This window comes from Enterobacter quasihormaechei (assembly GCF_004331385.1).
Lineage (GTDB): Bacteria > Pseudomonadota > Gammaproteobacteria > Enterobacterales > Enterobacteriaceae > Enterobacter > Enterobacter quasihormaechei.
Genome location: NZ_SJON01000010.1, coordinates 41,564 through 60,243, shown reverse-complemented (window position 1 = coordinate 60,243; position 18,680 = coordinate 41,564). Strand labels below are relative to the sequence as shown.

Annotated in this window: 18 protein-coding genes; 13 read left to right on the top strand and 5 right to left on the bottom strand. The window is 57.7% G+C overall.

Annotation, left to right across the window (positions count from 1 at the left end; all coding sequences use genetic code 11):
* Positions 1-52: 52 nt before the first annotated feature.
* Positions 53-1,588, top strand: a complete 1,536-nt coding sequence (gene murJ / locus E0L16_RS14105; protein ID WP_063449079.1) for a murein biosynthesis integral membrane protein MurJ — start codon at positions 53-55, stop codon at positions 1,586-1,588.
* Between the two features lie 58 nt (positions 1,589-1,646).
* Here murJ and flgN read toward each other — a convergent pair whose 3' ends face one another.
* The 3 genes from flgN to flgA form a co-directional block, all read right to left on the bottom strand.
* On the bottom strand, positions 1,647-2,072 hold the full coding sequence (gene flgN / locus E0L16_RS14100; protein WP_112791708.1) for a flagella biosynthesis chaperone FlgN: 426 nt from the start codon (positions 2,070-2,072) through the stop codon (positions 1,647-1,649).
* 4 nt (positions 2,073-2,076) lie between these two features.
* A complete protein-coding gene (flgM, locus tag E0L16_RS14095; protein WP_063449077.1) occupies positions 2,077-2,370 on the bottom strand; it encodes a flagellar biosynthesis anti-sigma factor FlgM in 294 nt (97 codons plus the stop codon).
* A gap of 93 nt (positions 2,371-2,463) precedes the next feature.
* A complete protein-coding gene (gene flgA, locus E0L16_RS14090; RefSeq protein WP_131637186.1) occupies positions 2,464-3,123 on the bottom strand; it encodes a flagellar basal body P-ring formation chaperone FlgA in 660 nt (219 codons plus the stop codon).
* Positions 3,124-3,280: 157 nt separating this feature from the next.
* Here flgA and flgB point away from each other — a divergent pair, with 157 nt between their 5' ends.
* The 11 genes from flgB to flgL all read left to right on the top strand — a co-directional run bounded on the left by flgB (position 3,281) and on the right by flgL (position 13,138).
* Positions 3,281-3,697, top strand: coding sequence for a flagellar basal body rod protein FlgB (gene flgB, locus E0L16_RS14080; protein WP_131637185.1), 417 nt, complete (start codon positions 3,281-3,283; stop codon positions 3,695-3,697).
* Positions 3,698-3,700: 3 nt separating this feature from the next.
* Positions 3,701-4,105, top strand: a complete 405-nt coding sequence (gene flgC, locus E0L16_RS14075) for a flagellar basal body rod protein FlgC (RefSeq protein ID WP_003857997.1) — start codon at positions 3,701-3,703, stop codon at positions 4,103-4,105.
* 11 nt (positions 4,106-4,116) lie between these two features.
* The gene (flgD, locus tag E0L16_RS14070; RefSeq protein ID WP_131637184.1) at positions 4,117-4,827 is read left to right on the top strand and encodes a flagellar hook assembly protein FlgD; all 711 of its coding nucleotides are present in this window, start codon (positions 4,117-4,119) and stop codon (positions 4,825-4,827) included.
* 26 nt (positions 4,828-4,853) lie between these two features.
* On the top strand, positions 4,854-6,062 hold the full coding sequence (flgE, locus tag E0L16_RS14065) for a flagellar hook protein FlgE (RefSeq protein WP_063449074.1): 1,209 nt from the start codon (positions 4,854-4,856) through the stop codon (positions 6,060-6,062).
* Positions 6,063-6,082: 20 nt separating this feature from the next.
* Positions 6,083-6,838 carry a flagellar basal body rod protein FlgF gene (locus tag E0L16_RS14060; protein ID WP_063449073.1) on the top strand — a complete coding sequence of 252 codons (756 nt, stop codon included), beginning with the start codon at positions 6,083-6,085 and terminating at the stop codon, positions 6,836-6,838.
* An 11-nt stretch (positions 6,839-6,849) separates the two neighbouring features.
* Positions 6,850-7,632 (top strand): flagellar basal-body rod protein FlgG, encoded by a 783-nt coding sequence (gene flgG, locus E0L16_RS14055; RefSeq protein WP_000625853.1) that lies wholly within the window; start codon positions 6,850-6,852, stop codon positions 7,630-7,632.
* A gap of 57 nt (positions 7,633-7,689) precedes the next feature.
* Positions 7,690-8,388 carry a flagellar basal body L-ring protein FlgH gene (flgH, locus tag E0L16_RS14050; RefSeq protein ID WP_003857987.1) on the top strand — a complete coding sequence of 233 codons (699 nt, stop codon included), beginning with the start codon at positions 7,690-7,692 and terminating at the stop codon, positions 8,386-8,388.
* 12 nt (positions 8,389-8,400) lie between these two features.
* On the top strand, positions 8,401-9,498 hold the full coding sequence (locus E0L16_RS14045; RefSeq protein ID WP_063449072.1) for a flagellar basal body P-ring protein FlgI: 1,098 nt from the start codon (positions 8,401-8,403) through the stop codon (positions 9,496-9,498).
* Entirely contained in the window at positions 9,499-10,452 is a 954-nt protein-coding gene (gene flgJ / locus E0L16_RS14040) for a flagellar assembly peptidoglycan hydrolase FlgJ (protein WP_112791712.1), read from the top strand.
* Positions 10,453-10,527: 75 nt separating this feature from the next.
* Positions 10,528-12,168, top strand: coding sequence for a flagellar hook-associated protein FlgK (gene flgK, locus E0L16_RS14035; RefSeq protein WP_131637183.1), 1,641 nt, complete (start codon positions 10,528-10,530; stop codon positions 12,166-12,168).
* A 16-nt stretch (positions 12,169-12,184) separates the two neighbouring features.
* Entirely contained in the window at positions 12,185-13,138 is a 954-nt protein-coding gene (gene flgL / locus E0L16_RS14030; RefSeq protein ID WP_131637182.1) for a flagellar hook-associated protein FlgL, read from the top strand.
* Between the two features lie 76 nt (positions 13,139-13,214).
* Here flgL and E0L16_RS14025 read toward each other — a convergent pair whose 3' ends face one another.
* The gene (locus tag E0L16_RS14025) at positions 13,215-14,432 is read right to left on the bottom strand and encodes an MFS transporter (RefSeq protein ID WP_131637181.1); all 1,218 of its coding nucleotides are present in this window, start codon (positions 14,430-14,432) and stop codon (positions 13,215-13,217) included.
* A 109-nt stretch (positions 14,433-14,541) separates the two neighbouring features.
* Here E0L16_RS14025 and E0L16_RS14020 point away from each other — a divergent pair, with 109 nt between their 5' ends.
* Positions 14,542-15,480: a LysR family transcriptional regulator gene (locus tag E0L16_RS14020; protein ID WP_180979050.1), complete on the top strand. Its 939-nt coding sequence runs from the start codon at positions 14,542-14,544 to the stop codon at positions 15,478-15,480.
* 41 nt (positions 15,481-15,521) lie between these two features.
* Here the strand turns inward: E0L16_RS14020 and rne are convergent, their stop codons facing one another.
* Positions 15,522-18,653 carry a ribonuclease E gene (gene rne, locus E0L16_RS14015; protein WP_131637180.1) on the bottom strand — a complete coding sequence of 1,044 codons (3,132 nt, stop codon included), beginning with the start codon at positions 18,651-18,653 and terminating at the stop codon, positions 15,522-15,524.
* Positions 18,654-18,680: the final 27 nt, after the last annotated feature.

The following is an 18,680-nucleotide window of genomic DNA, read 5'->3' as shown; positions in this document are numbered from 1 at the left end:
CGCTAACGCTTACCCGGCCTACAAATCCGTAGGGTTGTGGAACTTCACGTTAATGAACTTATTAAAATCGCTGGCGGCCGTCAGCTCGATGACCATGTTTTCCCGCGTGCTTGGCTTTGCGCGCGATGCCATTGTGGCAAGGGTTTTTGGCGCAGGGATGGCAACGGACGCCTTTTTCGTCGCGTTTAAGCTGCCGAACCTGCTGCGCCGTATTTTTGCCGAAGGGGCTTTTTCACAGGCATTTGTCCCGATCCTCGCGGAATATAAAAGCAAGCAGGGCGAAGATGCCACCCGCGTCTTTGTGGCCTACGTTTCCGGTTTACTGACTCTGGCGCTGGCGATCGTCACCGTTCTGGGGATGCTGGCAGCGCCCTGGGTGATCATGGTAACGGCACCGGGCTTTGCCGACACGGCGGATAAATTTGCCCTGACGACGCAGCTGCTGCGTATCACCTTCCCCTATATCCTGCTGATTTCACTGGCGTCGCTGGTGGGTGCCATCCTGAATACCTGGAACCGCTTCTCCGTTCCGGCTTTTGCCCCCACGTTCCTCAACGTCAGCATGATTGGCTTTGCGCTGTTCGCCGCGCCGCATTTTAACCCGCCGGTGCTGGCGCTGGCCTGGGCCGTGACCGTCGGCGGCGTACTACAGCTTGCCTACCAGCTTCCGCATCTGAAAAAGATCGGCATGCTGGTTCTGCCGCGCATCAATTTCAAAGACGCGGGGGCAATGCGCGTTATCAAACAGATGGGACCGGCGATCCTCGGCGTCTCCGTCAGCCAGATCTCGCTCATCATCAATACCATCTTTGCCTCCTTCCTGGTGTCGGGTTCGGTCTCCTGGATGTATTACGCCGACCGCCTGATGGAGTTTCCGTCCGGGGTGCTGGGCGTGGCGCTGGGGACTATTCTGCTGCCGTCGCTGTCGAAAAGTTTTGCCAGCGGCAATCATGATGAATATTGCCGCCTGATGGACTGGGGCCTGCGCCTCTGTTTCCTGCTGGCGTTACCCAGTGCGGTGGCGCTGGGGATACTGGCGAAACCGCTGACGGTGTCGCTGTTCCAGTATGGAAAATTCACCGCCTTTGATGCCGCCATGACGCAGCGTGCGCTTGTGGCCTATTCGGTGGGGCTGATGGGGCTGATTGTCGTGAAGGTGCTTGCGCCCGGCTTCTATTCACGTCAGGACATCAAAACGCCGGTTAAGATTGCCATTGTGACGCTGATCATGACTCAGCTGATGAACCTGGCGTTTATTGGTCCGCTGAAACACGCGGGTCTGTCACTGTCGATTGGTCTGGCGGCCTGTCTCAACGCCGGGCTGCTGTACTGGCAGCTGCGCAAGCAGGATATCTTCACCCCGCAGCCGGGCTGGGCAAGCTTCCTGCTGCGCCTGGTGATCGCGGTACTGGTGATGGCGGCAGCGCTGGTTGGCATGCTGTACGTGATGCCTGACTGGGCGCAGGGCACCATGCCATATCGCCTGATGCGTCTGATGGCCGTGGTGGCCGTGGGCGTAGTGGCATATTTTGCCACGCTGGCGGTGCTTGGCTTCAAGGTGAAAGAGTTCACCCGCCGCACGGTATAAACGCTAAAAGGGGAGTCACCAGACGGTGCTCCCCGTTTCATGACGTGCCGCTACTGCGTCAAATCGAAATCTTTTTCCCGCCCGTAATACGTGCAGTAGACGTCTGACCATCCGCACCGTACAGACCCGGCTCTTTATAGGGCTTCAACACCTCAAGCGCCTGCTGATTACGGATAATCTGACCTTCCAGCAGCCAGCCGTTATGCTGGTTGAGATCGCGTAGATGCTGGGTTTTTTCTGTAATGGTCTGCCAGCGTTCGTTGATCTCGTCATTGGCGCTGCGTTTCGCGTCTTGCTCAGCGCGTCGCTGTTTTTCCAGATAATCCAGGGTCGCCAGCAGCGAGCTTTTGTCTTCAGTAATGCGTTGCAACGCGCTGCCGTTGATTTGACCAGAAGAGAGGTGGTGCTGTTCTGCGTCCATCACCGTTTTCAGGTCGTTCAGGACCACCGTCATCTGATCCAGTATTTCTGACAGTCGACTCATACGGTTAGTTACTCTGGAGGAAACTCTGTGCGTCCTGAATCAGCGCATCAGCGATTTTGCTGGTATCCATTTTCAGTTCGCCGTTACGAATAGCCGTTTTCAGCGCTTCAACACGTTCCATGTTGATATCGCTGCTGCCTGGCTGCATCAGCTTCGACTGCGCATCGCTCAGCGTGACGCTGGTGCTGTTAGCGGTCGACGTTTTTTCCAGACGCGCTTTCTGCGGTGCAGCCTCATTCGTTTCGCGAGGTTGTACAGTGCTAACCGGCTTCAGGGCTGATGTACGATCAATGCTCATAGTGTTGTCCTCATCGAGGGTTCGCGGCGTTTGCGCCTGACATCATCATTTGTTGAATATTTATCGGCAGTCGCCGCGAAATCTTTAAAAAGATTACAGGTTAATCAGAATATTCCCATCAGGACCGACCGTGCCGCTGACCACCTGGCCTGAGGACATTCTGACCCGGGCATTCTGCGCCACTGCGGCGTTATTCAGCGCCTTTCCTTCACTGTTGATGCTAAAGCCGTCGCCATTGGCGACCACCATCACCTGTTGTCCGGCTTTTACCCGCCATGCCTGGCGCAGCATAGAGAGCTGTATCGCCTGTCCAGGGGCGACATCCCGCAGGCTGACCGCCTCCTGAGCCTGGTTAATGTCCAGCATAGTCCGCGGAGGAAGCTGATCCAGCCGGCCACGCTTCAGCGTTACGCTATCAGGTTGCAGCAGGCTGCCTCGCGGAATCGGAACGGCGGCGACAACATAATTGCCCGTCGCCTGTACCGCAACCTGTAAATACCGTTTTTCGTTGGCGCAACGCGCCAGCACGTTCACGTTGCCCCATAACTTTGTGCTGCCGGTTACGCTAAATGACGGGGCTACGCAGGACGGGTAAAGGTTAGGCGGGGTGCGCACGGTCACGCGTACGTCATCGCTGAAGCCGGCCAGCTTCTGCGCAAAGAAAGCATTGAGCTGGTCCTCTAATCCCTCAGCCTGCACCAGAGGGCTTAAAAGCAACAGGGTCGCCGCCAGGCCACGTTTAAAAGTCCGCATCGCACGTTCCACCATGTCCAGAATTAAGCAAATTCTACCCGCAGTGGTTTTGCATCAACGCAATAAATAGCGACGCATTTTGCGCTTATTCCGTCGATAGGGGAGACGGGGTGAGATTTAAGCTGTGAACTGAAATTTTCTCATCAGCGGAGGAGACATGCTCGATAAACTCGACGCCGCGTTACGTTTTCAGCAGGAAGCGCTCAACTTACGCACCCAGCGGCAGGAGATTTTAGCCGCCAATATCGCCAACGCGGATACTCCCGGGTATCAGGCGCGCGATATTGATTTTTCCAGTGAACTTAAAAAAGTGATGGAGCGTGGACGTGCCGAAGGAACGGGTGTCTCACTTGCCCTGACATCCTCACGGCATATTCCCGCTCAGGCGATGACCGCGCCAGCAACCGACTTACTTTACCGTATTCCCGATCAACCTTCGCTTGATGGTAACACCGTCGACATGGACCGGGAGCGCACTCAGTTTGCCGATAACAGTCTGCAATACCAGACCGGCCTGACGCTTCTCGGCGGGCAAATCAAAGGCATGATGACCGTCCTACAGGGGGGCAATTAGTAAATGGCCTTGCTGAATATTTTTGATATCGCCGGTTCGGCATTAACAGCCCAGTCCAAACGACTGAACGTGGCGGCCAGTAACCTGGCCAACGCCGACAGCGTGACCGGCCCGGACGGACAACCGTATCGCGCTAAGCAGGTCGTCTTCCAGGTGGATGCTGCACCGGGTGCGGCAACGGGCGGCGTGAAGGTGGCGGATGTGGTTGAGAGCCAGGCACCTGACAAGCTGGTTTACGAGCCAGGCAATCCGCTCGCGGATGCCAGCGGTTACGTGAAAATGCCAAACGTGGACGTGGTCGGGGAGATGGTGAACTCCATGTCCGCGTCACGCAGCTACCAGGCAAACGTCGAAGTGCTTAATACCGTGAAGAGCATGATGCTCAAAACACTCACTCTCGGCCAGTAAAGGAGACACGCATGTCCATCGCCGTAAACGTGAATGACCCGACCAATACCGGCGTCAACAGCACCAGCAGTGCGACCGGTTCCAGTTCCCTTACCGGGAGCAATGCCTCCGATTTACAGAGCAGCTTTCTGACCCTGCTGGTGGCGCAGCTGAAAAATCAGGATCCAACCAACCCGATGCAGAACAACGAACTGACCACGCAGCTTGCGCAGATCAGCACCGTCAGCGGCATTGAGAAACTGAACACCACGCTGGGCTCTGTCTCCGGTCAAATCGATAACAGCCAGTCCTTACAGGCCGCCAACCTGATCGGTCATGGGGTGATGATCCCCGGGACCACGATCCTGGCGGGCACCAGCACCACCGAAGGCACATCCACCACAACCACGACGCCGTTTGGCGTTGAGTTGCAGCAGCCGGCCGACAAAGTCACCGCCACAATCAAAGACGCCAGCGGCAACGTGGTGCGCACGATTGAGATTGGCGAGCTTAAGGCGGGCGTTCATACCTTTACCTGGGATGGCAGCCTGACCGACGGCACCAAAGCCCCTAACGGCTCGTATCAGGTTGCGATTAGCGCCAGCAACGGCACCACTCAGCTGGTGGCGCAGCCGCTACAGTTTGCCCTGGTTCAGGGCGTCATCAAGGGTAGCGATGGCAACAAACTGGATTTGGGTACTTCCGGTACCACCACACTCGACGAAGTTCGGCAGATTATCTAAGCCTTCATACTTATCAGGAGTAAGTCATGGCCTTTTCTCAAGCGGTCAGCGGCCTGAATGCTGCGGCCACCAACCTGGACGTCATTGGCAACAACATCGCCAACTCCGCGACCTATGGTTTTAAATCCGGTTCTGCGTCTTTTGCAGATATGTTTGCAGGCTCTAAAGTGGGCCTGGGCGTGAAGGTTGCGGGTATCACCCAGGACTTCACCGACGGCACGACCACCAACACCGGTCGCGGCCTGGACGTCGCCATCAGCCAGAATGGTTTCTTCCGCATGGTGGACGCTAACGGTTCCGTATTCTACAGCCGTAACGGCCAGTTCAAGCTGGATGAAAACCGTAATCTGGTGAACATGCAGGGGCTTCAGTTAACCGGTTACCCGGTTGCCGGCACGCCTCCTACGGTGCAAACCGGTGCGAATCCGCAGGCGATCTCCATTCCCACGACGCTGATGGCGGCGAAGTCCACCACCACGGCCTCTCAGCAGATCAACCTGAACTCCACCGATACCGCGCCAACCGTCGCCTTCGATTCGACCAACCCTGACTCTTACAACAAGAAAGGCACCGTGACGGTGTTTGACAGCCAGGGTAATGCGCACAACATGAACCTGTTCTATGTCAAAAACGCGACTCCGGCTAACTCATGGAAAGTGTATGCGCAGGACGGCAGCGTAGCGGGAGATACCGCTAAGCTGGCAACAACGCTGACCTTTAACGCGAGCGGCGTACTGACGGGTGGTGATGATATCAAGATCACAACAGGTACCGTTCCAGGTGCTACGCCAGCCACGTTTGACATGAGTTTCGCGAACTCCATGCAGCAGAACACCGGTGCGAACAACATCGTGGCGACGAGCCAGAACGGCTATAAGCCGGGCGACCTGGTGAGCTACCAGATTAACGATGACGGCACCGTTGTCGGTAACTACTCGAACGAACAGACCCAGGTGCTGGGCCAGATCGTGCTGGCTAACTTCGCCAACAACGAAGGCCTGAAGTCCGAAGGGGATAACGTCTGGTCTGCCACCCAGTCTTCCGGTGTTGCCCTGCTGGGCACCGCGGGCTCCGGTAACTTCGGCACGCTGACCAACGGCGCGCTGGAAGCGTCCAACGTCGATCTGAGTAAAGAGCTGGTGAACATGATCGTCGCGCAACGTAACTACCAGTCGAACGCGCAGACCATCAAAACCCAGGATCAGATCCTCAACACGCTGGTTAACCTGCGTTAAGCAGCTGACGGGAAAGCGCAATGGATCACGCAATATATACAGCGATGGGCGCAGCAAGCCAGACGCTCAATCAGCAGGCTGTTACCGCCAGCAACCTGGCAAACGCCTCCACGCCAGGTTTTCGCGCGCAGCTCAACGCGCTGCGTGCGGTGCCGGTAGAAGGGCTGTCATTGCCTACGCGTACGCTGGTCACCGCCTCCACGCCGGGTGCCGACATGACGCCAGGCCAGATGGATTACACCGCGCGTCCGCTGGACGTGGCCCTTCAGCAGGACGGCTGGCTGGCGGTGCAAACGGCTGACGGCGCAGAAGGGTATACCCGCAACGGTAATATTCAGGTGAGCGCCACCGGACAGCTTACGATTCAGGGGCATCCGGTGATGGGCGAAGCCGGTCCGCTGACGGTGCCTGAAGGGTCAGAGCTGACCATTGCGGCAGACGGGACCATCTCGGCGTTGAATCCGGGCGACCCGGCCAACACCGTTGCGCCTGTCGGTCGTCTGAAGCTGGTGAAAGCGGAAGGCAATGAGGTGCAGCGTGGCGATGACGGGATGTTCCGTCTGACCCAGGCCGCGCAGGCCACTCGCGGCGCCACCTTACAGGCCGACCCGACCATCCGCGTGATGTCCGGCGTGCTGGAAGGCAGTAACGTCAAACCGGTCGAAGCCATGACCGACATGATCGCCAGCGCCCGCCGCTTCGAAATGCAGATGAAAATCATCAGCAGCGTCGATGAAAACGCGAGCAAGGCTAACCAACTTCTGGCTATGAGTTAACAGGACTCCCTATGATCAGTTCCTTATGGATCGCGAAAACCGGTCTGGACGCACAGCAAACCAACATGGATGTGATTGCCAACAACCTGGCAAACGTCAGCACCAACGGTTTCAAGCGCCAGCGTGCGGTTTTTGAAGATTTACTTTATCAAACGATTCGTCAGCCGGGGGCGCAGTCTTCTGAGCAAACCACGCTGCCGTCCGGTCTGCAAATTGGTACCGGCGTGCGCCCTGTCGCCACCGAGCGTCTGCACAGCCAGGGCAACCTGTCCCAGACCAACAACAGTAAAGACGTGGCAATTAAAGGCCAGGGCTTCTTCCAGGTGCAGCTGCCGGACGGAACCTCTGCCTATACCCGCGACGGCTCGTTCCAGGTGGATCAGAACGGCCAGCTGGTGACGGCGGGCGGCTTCCAGGTGCAGCCTGCCATCACCATTCCGGCGAACGCGCTGAGCATTACCATTGGCCGTGACGGCATCGTCAGCGTTACCCAGCAGGGTCAGGCGGCGCCGGTCCAGGTTGGCCAGCTCAACCTGACGACCTTCATGAACGATACCGGACTGGAAAGCATCGGCGAGAATCTCTACACCGAAACGCAGTCTTCCGGTACGCCAAATGAGAGTACGCCGGGCCTGAACGGTGCGGGGCTGCTGTACCAGGGTTATGTGGAAACCTCTAACGTCAACGTGGCGGAAGAGCTGGTGAACATGATCCAGGTTCAGCGCGCGTATGAAATTAACAGTAAAGCAGTGTCGACGACCGACCAGATGCTGCAAAAACTGACGCAACTCTAAGGTGTAGCCCGGTGCGGTAAACGTCGCACCGGCTCCCTGTTTTCGAAGATGAAGGCAATGCAAAAAAACGCGGCGTTTCGTTATCCGATCCTGACTGTTCTGGCCGTCACCCTCAGCGGGTGTGCCTGGATCCCGTCTAAACCATTGGTACAGGGTGCGACTACCGCCCAACCCGTTCCCGGCCCCGCGCCGGTGGTGAACGGCTCCATTTTCCAGACCGCGCAGCCGATTAACTACGGTTATCAGCCGCTGTTTGAAGACCGTCGTCCGCGTAACGTCGGCGATACGCTGACCATCGTGTTGCAGGAAAACGTCAGCGCGAGCAAGAGCTCGTCGGCGAACGCCAGCCGCGACGGCAAAACCAATTTTGGCTTCGACACCGTACCGCGCTATCTGCAAGGGCTGTTCGGCAACGCCCGTGCGGATGTGGAAGCCTCTGGCGGCAACACCTTTAACGGTAAAGGCGGCGCGAACGCCAGCAACACCTTCAGCGGCACGCTGACGGTCACGGTTGACCAGGTTCTGGTGAACGGCAACCTGCACGTGGTGGGTGAAAAACAGATCGCCATTAACCAGGGCACGGAATTTATTCGCTTCTCCGGTGTGGTTAACCCTCGCACCATCAGCGGCACCAACACCGTACCGTCCACCCAGGTGGCGGATGCGCGCATTGAGTACGTCGGTAACGGCTATATCAACGAAGCGCAGAATATGGGCTGGCTGCAACGCTTCTTCCTTAACCTATCGCCGATGTAAGCGAGGTGACCTATGTATAAATTTCTCTTCGCCGTGGCGCTGTCGCTGGTGGCTACCGTTGCGCAGGCCGATCGCATTCGCGATCTCACCAGCGTGCAGGGCGTGCGTGAAAACTCCCTGATCGGCTACGGCCTGGTGGTGGGGCTGGACGGTACGGGTGACCAGACTACCCAGACGCCGTTCACCACCCAGAGCCTGAATAACATGCTCTCTCAGCTCGGTATTACCGTCCCGGCCGGGACCAATATGCAGCTGAAAAACGTGGCGGCGGTGATGGTGACCGCGTCGTACCCGGCGTTTGCGCGCCAGGGGCAGACCATTGACGTGGTTGTCTCGTCGATGGGTAACGCCAAAAGTTTGCGCGGCGGTACGCTGCTGATGACCCCGCTGAAAGGCGTCGACAGCCAGGTGTATGCGCTGGCGCAGGGCAACATTCTGGTTGGCGGGGCAGGCGCGTCGGCAGGCGGCAGCAGCGTGCAGGTGAACCAGCTGAACGGGGGACGTATCACCAACGGCGCCATCATTGAACGTGAACTGCCAACCCAGTTCGGCACCGGCAACACCATTAACCTGCAACTGAATAACGAAGACTTCACGATGGCGCAGCAGATTGCTGACACCATCAACCGCAGCCGGGGCTACGGCAGCGCCACCGCGCTGGATGCCCGCACCGTACAGATCCGCACGTCAACCGGCAGCAGTAACCAGGTGCGAATGCTGGCCGAAATCCAGAATATGGACGTGAACGTGCCGCTTCAGGATGCGAAAGTTATTATCAACTCCCGTACCGGCTCGGTGGTCATGAACCGCGAAGTGACGCTGGACAGCTGCGCCGTGGCGCAGGGCAACCTCTCCGTGACGGTTAACCGTTCGGCCAACGTCAGCCAGCCGGATACGCCGTTTGGTGGCGGTCAGACGGTGGTGACGCCGCAAACGCAGATTGATTTGCGACAGAGCGGCGGTTCGTTGCAGAGCGTGCGCTCCAGCGCCAACCTGAACAGCGTGGTGCGTGCCCTGAACGCGCTGGGCGCAACGCCAATGGATCTCATGTCCATTCTGCAATCCATGCAAAGTGCAGGCTGCCTGCGCGCCAAACTGGAAATCATCTAAATGCTGACCGATAGCAAACTGTTGACCAGTGCCGCCTGGGATGCCCAGTCGCTCAACGAGCTGAAAACCAGCGCGGGTAAGGATCCGGCGGCGAATATCCGCCCGGTTGCCCGCCAGGTGGAAGGCATGTTCGTGCAGATGATGTTGAAAAGCATGCGTGAAACGCTGCCAAAAGATGGCATGTTCAGCAGCGATTCCACGCGGCTTTACACCAGCATGTACGATCAGCAGATTGCCCAGCAAATGACCGCCGGAAAGGGGCTCGGCCTGGCGGACATGATTGTGAAACAGACCGCAGCCGCTCAGGGTCTGCCGCCTGAAGAGGCCCCGCAGCAGGTGCCAATGAAGTTTGATCTGGAAAAGGTGACCAGTTATCAAAATCAGGCGTTGACGCAGATGGTGCGTAAGGCGATGCCGAAGCCGGCAGAAACGCGTGACGAGCCGCTCTCCGGCGACAGCAAAGACTTCCTGGCGCAGCTCTCCCTGCCGGCGCGTCTTGCCAGTGAAGAGAGTGGCGTCCCGCACCATCTGATTCTGGCGCAGGCAGCGCTGGAGTCGGGCTGGGGGCAACGTCAAATCCGCAGGGAAAACGGCGAGCCGAGCTTCAACATCTTTGGCGTGAAGGCCACCTCCAGCTGGAAGGGGCCGACCACGGAAATCACCACGACTGAATATGAAAACGGTGCGGCAGTGAAGGTGAAAGCCAAATTCCGCGTCTACAGCTCCTATCTTGAAGCGTTATCGGATTATGTCGGGCTGCTGAGCCGGAACCCGCGCTACACCGCCGTGACCCAGGCCGCCACGCCAGAGCAGGGCGCTCAGGCGTTGCAGAATGCCGGCTACGCCACCGATCCAAACTATGCCCGCAAGCTGACCAGCATGATCCAGCAGCTGAAATCCATGTCTGAGAAGGTCAGCAAAGCCTATAGCACAGATCTCGAAAATCTGTTCTGAAAGTTCTCAAGTCCCGGTGGAGGTTGCCGATAACCTTCATCAGGACTTGTGTCTGAACGTATAAAAGGAACCCCCATGTCCAGTTTGATTAACAGCGCCATGAGTGGCCTCAGTGCTGCGCAGTCGGCACTCAATACCGTCAGTAATAATATTTCAAGCTACAACGTGGCAGGTTATACCCGCCAGACCACCATTCTGGGCGCATCAAACAGCACCCTGACCGGCGGCGGCTGGGTGGGTAACGGGGTCTATGTCTCCGGCGTTCAGCGTGAATATGATTCATTTATCACCAACCAGCTGCGCGCGGCGCAGAACCAGAGCAGCGGACTGACCACGCGCTACCAGCAGATGTCAAAAATTGACGACGTGCTTTCGGATACCACTAACTCGCTCTCTGCCAACCTCCAGGATTTCTTTAAAAGTCTGCAAACGCTGGTGAGTAACGCAGAAGATCCGGCTGCACGCCAGACGGTACTCGGGAAGGCGGATGGTCTGGTAAACCAGTTCAAAACCAACGATCAGTATCTCCGCGATCAGGATGCGCAGGTGAATACGGCGATTTCTACCAGCGTCGATCAGATCAATAACTACGCGAAGCAGATTGCCAACCTTAACGACCAGATTTCCCGACTGACTGGCGTAGGGGCGGGCGCATCCCCGAACGAACTGCTCGATCAGCGCGATCAGCTGGTGAGTGAGCTGAACAAGATTGTCGGCGTGGACGTGACCGTGCAGGACAGCGGCACCTATAACATTTCTATCGCCAACGGTTACACCCTGGTACAGGGCAGCAACGCAAGCCAGCTTGCTGCGGTGAAATCCAGTGCGGATCCCGCGCGTACCACGATTGCCTATGTGGATGCCGCCGCGGGCAACGTGGAGATCTCGGAAAAACAGATCACCACGGGGTCGCTTGGCGGGCTGTTAACGTTCCGTTCTCAGGATCTGGATCAGGCGCGAAATACGCTTAACCAGATGGCGCTGGCGTTTGCCGATGCTTTGAATACCCAGCACCAGGCGGGCTTTGATGCGAACGGGGATGCAGGCGGTAAGCTGTTTGATTTTGGCTCCCCGGCGGTACTGAGTAACGGCAAAAACACCGGGAACGCGGCCGTTACGGCAACGATGACGGACAGTACGAAGGTGCAGGCGACAAACTACAAAGTTGAGTACAACGGTACCGACTGGACCATCACCCGTCTGTCAGACAACACCAGCTTCACGGCCAAGCCGGATACTGGCGGTAACCTGTCGTTCGATGGTCTCAACGTCAACATTAGCGGTTCGGCCAATAATAAAGACAGCTTTATCGTGAAGCCGGTGAATGACGTCATCGTGAATATGGACGTGGCGATCAGCGACGAGTCCAAACTGGCGATGGCTTCCGCGAAGGGAAGCGGTGAAAGCGACAATACCAACGGTCAAAAGCTTCTGGATTTGCAGAGCGCCAAGCTGGTCGGTGGGAACAAAACCTTTAACGACGCGTATGCCGCTCTGGTCAGTACGGTGGGCAGCACCACGGCGTCCCTGAAAACCAGCAGCGAAACCAAGGTGAACGTGGTGACGCAGCTGACCAAACAGCAGCAGTCAATCTCCGGGGTTAACCTGGATGAAGAGTATGGCAACCTGCAACGCTATCAGCAGTACTATCTGGCGAATGCGCAGGTGCTGCAAACGGCGAGCGCGCTGTTTGATGCATTGATCAATATCCGCTAAGGCTGAGGCATAAAAAATGCGTATTAGTACTCAAATGATGTATGAGCAAAGCATGCGCGGCGTGACGAACTCCCAAAGCCTCTGGCTCAGCTACGGCGAGCAGATGTCTACGGGCAAGCGCATCAACCGTCCGTCTGACGATCCGATTGCCGCCTCGCAGGCCGTTGTGCTCTCTCAGGCTCAAACGCAAAACAGCCAGTATGCACTGGCGCGCTCCTTCGCTACGACGAAAGTCTCGCTGGAAGAGAACGTGTTATCGCAGGTGACAACCGCAATCCAGGCGGCTCAGGAAAAGATTGTCAATGCGGGCAACGGCACGTTAAGCGACGATGACCGCGCTTCGCTGGCAACGAACCTGCAAGGTATTCGCGATCAGCTGATGAACCTGGCTAACAGCACGGACGGTAACGGTCGCTATATCTTTTCAGGATACAAAACCGAAGCGGCGGCGTTCGACCAGACGACCGGTATGTATCAGGGCGGCGGTACGCCAATCAGCCAGCAGGTTGACTCCGCGCGGACGATGCAAATCAGCCATACGGGCGCTGAAGTTTTCGACAGCTTCACCAGCAATGCAAAGCCGGAGCCAGATGGTAGCGCTCAGGAAACGAATTTGTTCAAGATCCTCGACGCTGCCATCGGTGCGCTGAATACGCCGGTTGGCGATGACGAAACGAAGGCCGAAGCGTTTACCGCGGCAATTGATAAAGCCAACCGTGGCCTGAGCAACTCCCTCAACAATGTATTGACCGTGCGCGCCGACCTTGGCATCAAGCTGGACGAGCTGGGCAAGCTGGATTCTCTGGGTGAGGATCGCGCGCTGGGCCAGACCCAGCAGATGAGTGACCTGGTGGACGTGGACTGGAACTCGGTGATTTCGTCCTACACCATGCAGCAGGCGGCGTTGCAGGCCTCGTATAAAGCCTTTAGCGATATGCAGGGTATGTCGTTGTTCCAGATGAACAGATAATACTCAGACCTTTTGGAACATGTCTTGAAACTGGGCATGTTTTGTCTGCCCAACCCATCCGGGTTGGGCATTTTTTTTACACGCTTTCTGCCTGTGCGGACAGCACCCGGGCGCTTTCAATCACTCTGATAGCCAGCGCAATGGCGCCACACAGGGTCGCCAGCCCAACCACGCCCGTCCAGCCCGCCAGCGTATAGATATTGCTGCCTAATGCCGAACCCAGCGCCATTCCGATGAAAATGACGGTAAACAGCAGGGCGTTAAGACGTCCGCGTGCCTGCGGCTCAAGGCCGTAAACCAGGTTCTGGTGCGCCACGAGGCTGGACTGCAAGCCGAGATCGAAACCCACCGCGGAGATCGCTATCAGGATCAGCTGACCGTGTACACCCAGCGCCGGCATCAGGAACATCAGGGCAAACGACACGGTGACCAGTGCGGCACCCAGCTGGGTCACTTTACCGGCGCCCAGCTTATCGGCCAGGCCACCCGCCAGCGGTGCGGCCAGCGCGCCTGCGGCACCGGCAATACCAAACCCACCCGCCACGGCGCTGCCAAGGTGATAACGTTCCAGCAGCATGACCGCCAGCGTCGACCAGAACGCGCTGAAGGCAATCGACAGAAAACCCTGAGCCAGCGAGGCCCGACGCAGCGCCGGGTAGCGACGCCACAGGTGTTCCATGGAGCGCATCAGCGCCGGGTAGCTGAGCGTGGAGTGAACAGCGAAGCGGGGAAGCACGGCCCACATCGCTACGCCGACAAGCGCAATACTTGCGGCGGCCAGCTGATACATCACCCGCCAGCCAAAGGCTTCACCCACCACGCCGCTTACGGTTCTGGAGAGCAAAATGCCCAGCAGCAGGCCGGTCATCACCGTGCCGACAGTTTTACCCTGTTTCCCTTCCGGTGCCAGGATCGCTGCCGCCGGGACGATATCCTGAGCCATGGTAGCGGCCATGCCAATCAGCAGGCTGGTGAGCAGCAGGGAGTGCAGTTGTCCGGTCAGGCTACAGCCCAGCAAGAACAGCGCCAGGGCCGCGCTTTTTATCAGGATCAAGGTCCTGCGGTCATGACGATCGCCGAGCGGGAGCAGAAACAGGATGCCTAAGGCGTAACCCGCCTGGGTGAGCGTCGGGACCATACCCATGCCTTCGATACTCAGGTGCAGGTCTGTGCCCATCAACGGCAGCAGAGGCTGGGCATAATAGATGGATGCCACGCTGAAGCCAGCGCCAAGCGCCAGCATAACGATTACCCAGCGGCTCACGGCCTGGGTGGTGGTTGTGGTAGTGTTCATAAGATGTTCCTCATTCGTCGTGTGCGGCTATTTTTTATCAGGACGCCTTGCGACGGTAGCGGGCGCAGTGGTAAAACGCTTATACGTTGAACGTATGATAATAAAACCTATGAAAAGAGCTGAGCGTATAGACAGGGTAGAGCTGATGCGCACGTTCGTTCGCATCGTTGAGGCAGGGTCACTCTCTGCGGCGGCTCGCCAGCTGGCAACAACCCAGGCGACGGTAAGCCGACGGTTGCAGTCGCTTGAAACCATGCTGGGCGTGCGCCTGATGCTGCGTACAACCCATACTGCCCGTCTTACCGATGACGGCGAACGCTGCTATCAGCATGCCCGACGGGTGATTGACAGCTGGCTGGCGCTGGAAGACGAGGTGGGGCAGAAAGAGGATGAGCCGGTCGGTGTTCTGCGGGTGAGGGCTCCCCACGCGTTTGGCCAGGATCAGCTTCTGAAGCCGTTAACCGAATTTTTGCAGCGCTATCCGCTGCTCTCAATCGAATGGATGCTCAACGATCGTTCAGTTGATTTCCTCGGCGACAACCTGGACTGTGCTATCCGGGTAGGCGCTGAAGTCGATCCGGCAACCGTGTCCGTGCTGCTGGCTGAAGTGCCGCGCTCGGTGGTGGCGTCGCCGGCGCTGCTGGCCCGTTTTCCCGCCGTTAACACGCCGGACGATCTGCAACACCTCCCCTGGATTGCCATCAGCTCTTTTTACCAACGTCATGTGGAGCTTTTTCATGAGGCATCACCAGCCACGGCGCGTGTGACCATTACGCCACGTCTGAGTACCGACAGCCTGTATGTGGCCCGCAATACGGCGCTCACCGGCCTTGGCGTGGCGGTGGTCTCCAGCTGGACGGTGCAGGATGATATTCAGGAAGGGCGGCTGGTGCACTTGCTGCCGGAGTGGCAGCCGGCAGCGTTACCGGTGCATCTGGTTTACCCCTGGTCCCGCTACTATCCGGCGCGCTTGCGGCGTTTTCTGGAAATGATGCGGCAGATCATGCCGGAGGTCACCGGAATGAGAAAGCCCGTGCAGCAGCCATAAAAAAAGCCGACCCGAAGGTCGGCTTTCAGTCTTAGGGTGTGTTATTCCACAGACTGCGGACGGGTAGCAGGCGCAGTAGCCATGTGCGTTGCACTGTGACCACCGGCAGCACCTTTACCTTCGAAGTTGAATTCCGGACGTACCCAGTCGCTATGGCGCGGCGCTTCAGGCACATACTCTGGTGCCGGGGCGCGGGTCATAGGTGCTGTAGCAACGTGCGCAGGCGCTGGTGCGGCAACTGCCTCAACCGGCGCAGGCTTCACTTCAGGCGCTTTCACTTCTTCGACAACAGGTTCAACCTGAATCTCGACGTCCTGAACCACCTCTTCGGTAACCGTTTCGACGGCAACGTCTGCGGTTTCTTCCACTGCTGGTGCAGGTTCAGCGTGTTCCACGACCTCTTCAGCCACTACGGCATCTTCTTCGGCGATAATCTGCGGGGCGGCATCAACCGGTGCAGCAATCACTTCAGGATGGGTCGTTTCGACTTCCACAGCCTGTGGTGCCGCCGTTTCTACAGCCTGAGGCTCAACAACCTGCGGCTCTGCCACGGTTGCCGCTTCAGTCACGACGTTTTCTGTCGCGGCTACCGGTGCAATCACCTCTTCGGTTACAGCCTGCTCTTCAACAGCCTGCTCAGGGCGAGCAACCGGATAGCGGATCCAGACTTTACCGGAGGCCATCTCTGGTGACGCGCACGCCACGGTCAGCGGCATTGGCGACTGAGTCGGGTAACGCTCGTCACGGTAGCGACGACGACGCTGGCCGCTCACGCGCAGGTGACGTGGAGAACGGCGGGAGCGACGCGGCATGCCTGCGTTGTCACGGTTTTCGCTGCTCTCGTCCTGCTCAACCTGATTTTCCACCACGGCTGGCAGGTCAACTTTCGCAACCTGTGTACCCGTTGTGCTTTCTGGCGCTTCGACCGCGATGACTTCGCTTTCTTCCGCCTGAACAGCACCGACACGTACTTTCTGGGTCAGCTGACGCTGCTTGCGACGCGGCATAACCTGGGTGCGCTCTTCCTGCTCAGCGTCCTGCTGTTCTACAGGCGCTTCGCGATTCAGGTTTTTGACTTCCTGCTGAGCCTGGCGCTTCTCGTCGTTACGACGACGGCTACGCTCGCGGCGAGGCTGCTGCTCGTCACGCTGTTTGCTTTTCTCGGACTCATCGCCCGCCTGCTGGCGAATTTCACGATCTTCAACGTTCTGCTGTTGCTTCTCGCGACGGTTGCGACGGTTGTCCTCGCGTTGCTCACGACCTTCGTTGTTCTCGGAACGATTATCACGGCGCTCATTACGATCGCCACGCTCGTTGCGGTCGTTACGATCGCGACGATTGTTCTGACGCTTACGACGGTCCTGCTGACGCTCTGGTTTCGCTTCTTTTGGCGCTTCTTTTGGCTGCTCAGGCTGAACTTCTTCGCCGGCAAACATTTTTTTCAGCGCACCGATGATGCGGCTCAGGAGACCCGGTTGCTCAGGCTGCGCTTTTGGCGCGGCAGGGGCGGCTTTCTGTACAGCAGGTTTTTCCGCTGGTTTTTCCAGCGTCGCTTCCGGCGGGGCTTCCGGCATGATGAAGGTCGCTAAAGCTGGCTGCTCAGGCAGTTTACGCTCAGCAGGTTCTTCATCGGATGGCAGCGCCATTTCTTCTTCATGCAGCTTCGGCAGCAGGTAGCTGAGGGTGCTTGTCTCTTCGCCTTTACGGACGCGCAGCACGTGATAGTGCGGGGTTTGCATCTCGTCGTTTGGCACGATGATGCAGCGAACGCCACCCTGACGCGCTTCGATTGCGCTGACCGCTGCACGTTTTTCGTTCAGCAGGTAGGAGGCAATTGGCACCGGCACAATGGCGTGAACCTCTTTGGTGTTCTCTTTCAGCGCTTCTTCTTCAATCAGGCGCAGAATGGAGAGGGAGAGAGATTCATTGTCACGCACGGTACCCGTACCGGAACAGCGTGGACACACATGATGGCTGGACTCGCCCAGTGACGGGCTGAGGCGCTGACGGGACATCTCCAGCAGGCCAAAGCGAGAAATATGGCTGATCTGGATACGGGCACGATCCTGACGCACCGCTTCACGCAGGCGGTTTTCAACCGCGCGCTGGTGGCGAACCGGGGTCATGTCGATGAAGTCGATAACGATCAGACCGCCCAGGTCGCGCAGGCGGAGCTGGCGGGCGATTTCATCAGCGGCTTCAAGGTTGGTGTTGAAGGCTGTCTCTTCGATATCGCCGCCGCGGGTTGCACGCGCGGAGTTGATGTCGATGGCGGTCAGCGCTTCGGTGGTATCGATAACGATAGAACCGCCGGACGGCAGACGCACTTCACGCTGGAAGGCAGACTCGATCTGGGATTCGATCTGATAGTGGCTGAACAGCGGGATTTCACCGGTGTACAGTTTAATTTTGCTGGTGAAATCCGGGCGACCCAGTGCGGCGATGTGCTGGCGAGCCAGCTCAAGCACTTTCGGGTTATCAATCAGAATTTCACCGATGTCCTGACGCAGGTAGTCACGGAAGGCACGCACGATGACGTTGCTTTCCTGGTGGATCAGGAACGGCGCTGGACGGCTTTCTGCCGCTTTCTTGATGGCTTCCCAGTGCTTCAGGCGGAAGCTCAAGTCCCACTGCAAGGCTTCGGCAGATTTGCCGACGCCCGCGGTGCGCACGATGAGACCCATGCCGTCTGGCAGCTCAAGACTTGCCAGCGCTTCTTTCAGCTCGGTACGGTCATCACCTTCGATACGGCGAGAGATACCCCCGGCACGCGGGTTGTTTGGCATCAATACCAGATAGCTTCCTGCCAGACTGATAAAGGTGGTCAGTGCGGCACCTTTGTTGCCACGCTCTTCTTTATCGATCTGAACGATAACTTCCTGACCTTCACGCAGAACATCTTTAATGTTCGGACGGCCATGGGAGTTGTAGTTGGCAGGAAAATATTCGCGGGCGATCTCTTTGAGAGGAAGGAAACCGTGACGCTCAGCACCGTAATCGACAAATGCAGCTTCAAGGCTTGGTTCAATGCGGGTGATTTTGCCTTTGTAAATGTTCGCTTTTTTCTGTTCGTGTCCAGGACTTTCGATATCCAGATCGTACAGGCGCTGCCCATCCACAAGGGCGACACGCAACTCTTCTTGCTGAGTTGCGTTGATTAACATTCTTTTCATCGTAACTTACTCGTTATTCTTACATTG

Bases quoted from the DNA above. Each gene is read 5' to 3' on its own strand.
- murJ (WP_063449079.1), top strand. From the start codon at position 53: ATGAACTTATTAAAATCGCTGGCGGCCGTCAGCTCGATGACCATGTTT.
- flgN (WP_112791708.1), bottom strand. From the start codon at position 2,072: ATGAGTCGACTGTCAGAAATACTGGATCAGATGACGGTGGTCCTGAAC.
- flgM (WP_063449077.1), bottom strand. From the start codon at position 2,370: ATGAGCATTGATCGTACATCAGCCCTGAAGCCGGTTAGCACTGTACAA.
- flgA (WP_131637186.1), bottom strand. From the start codon at position 3,123: ATGCGGACTTTTAAACGTGGCCTGGCGGCGACCCTGTTGCTTTTAAGC.
- flgB (WP_131637185.1), top strand. From the start codon at position 3,281: ATGCTCGATAAACTCGACGCCGCGTTACGTTTTCAGCAGGAAGCGCTC.
- flgC (WP_003857997.1), top strand. From the start codon at position 3,701: ATGGCCTTGCTGAATATTTTTGATATCGCCGGTTCGGCATTAACAGCC.
- flgD (WP_131637184.1), top strand. From the start codon at position 4,117: ATGTCCATCGCCGTAAACGTGAATGACCCGACCAATACCGGCGTCAAC.
- flgE (WP_063449074.1), top strand. From the start codon at position 4,854: ATGGCCTTTTCTCAAGCGGTCAGCGGCCTGAATGCTGCGGCCACCAAC.
- E0L16_RS14060 (WP_063449073.1), top strand. From the start codon at position 6,083: ATGGATCACGCAATATATACAGCGATGGGCGCAGCAAGCCAGACGCTC.
- flgG (WP_000625853.1), top strand. From the start codon at position 6,850: ATGATCAGTTCCTTATGGATCGCGAAAACCGGTCTGGACGCACAGCAA.
- flgH (WP_003857987.1), top strand. From the start codon at position 7,690: ATGCAAAAAAACGCGGCGTTTCGTTATCCGATCCTGACTGTTCTGGCC.
- E0L16_RS14045 (WP_063449072.1), top strand. From the start codon at position 8,401: ATGTATAAATTTCTCTTCGCCGTGGCGCTGTCGCTGGTGGCTACCGTT.
- flgJ (WP_112791712.1), top strand. From the start codon at position 9,499: ATGCTGACCGATAGCAAACTGTTGACCAGTGCCGCCTGGGATGCCCAG.
- flgK (WP_131637183.1), top strand. From the start codon at position 10,528: ATGTCCAGTTTGATTAACAGCGCCATGAGTGGCCTCAGTGCTGCGCAG.
- flgL (WP_131637182.1), top strand. From the start codon at position 12,185: ATGCGTATTAGTACTCAAATGATGTATGAGCAAAGCATGCGCGGCGTG.
- E0L16_RS14025 (WP_131637181.1), bottom strand. From the start codon at position 14,432: ATGAACACTACCACAACCACCACCCAGGCCGTGAGCCGCTGGGTAATC.
- E0L16_RS14020 (WP_180979050.1), top strand. From the start codon at position 14,542: ATGAAAAGAGCTGAGCGTATAGACAGGGTAGAGCTGATGCGCACGTTC.
- rne (WP_131637180.1), bottom strand. From the start codon at position 18,653: ATGAAAAGAATGTTAATCAACGCAACTCAGCAAGAAGAGTTGCGTGTC.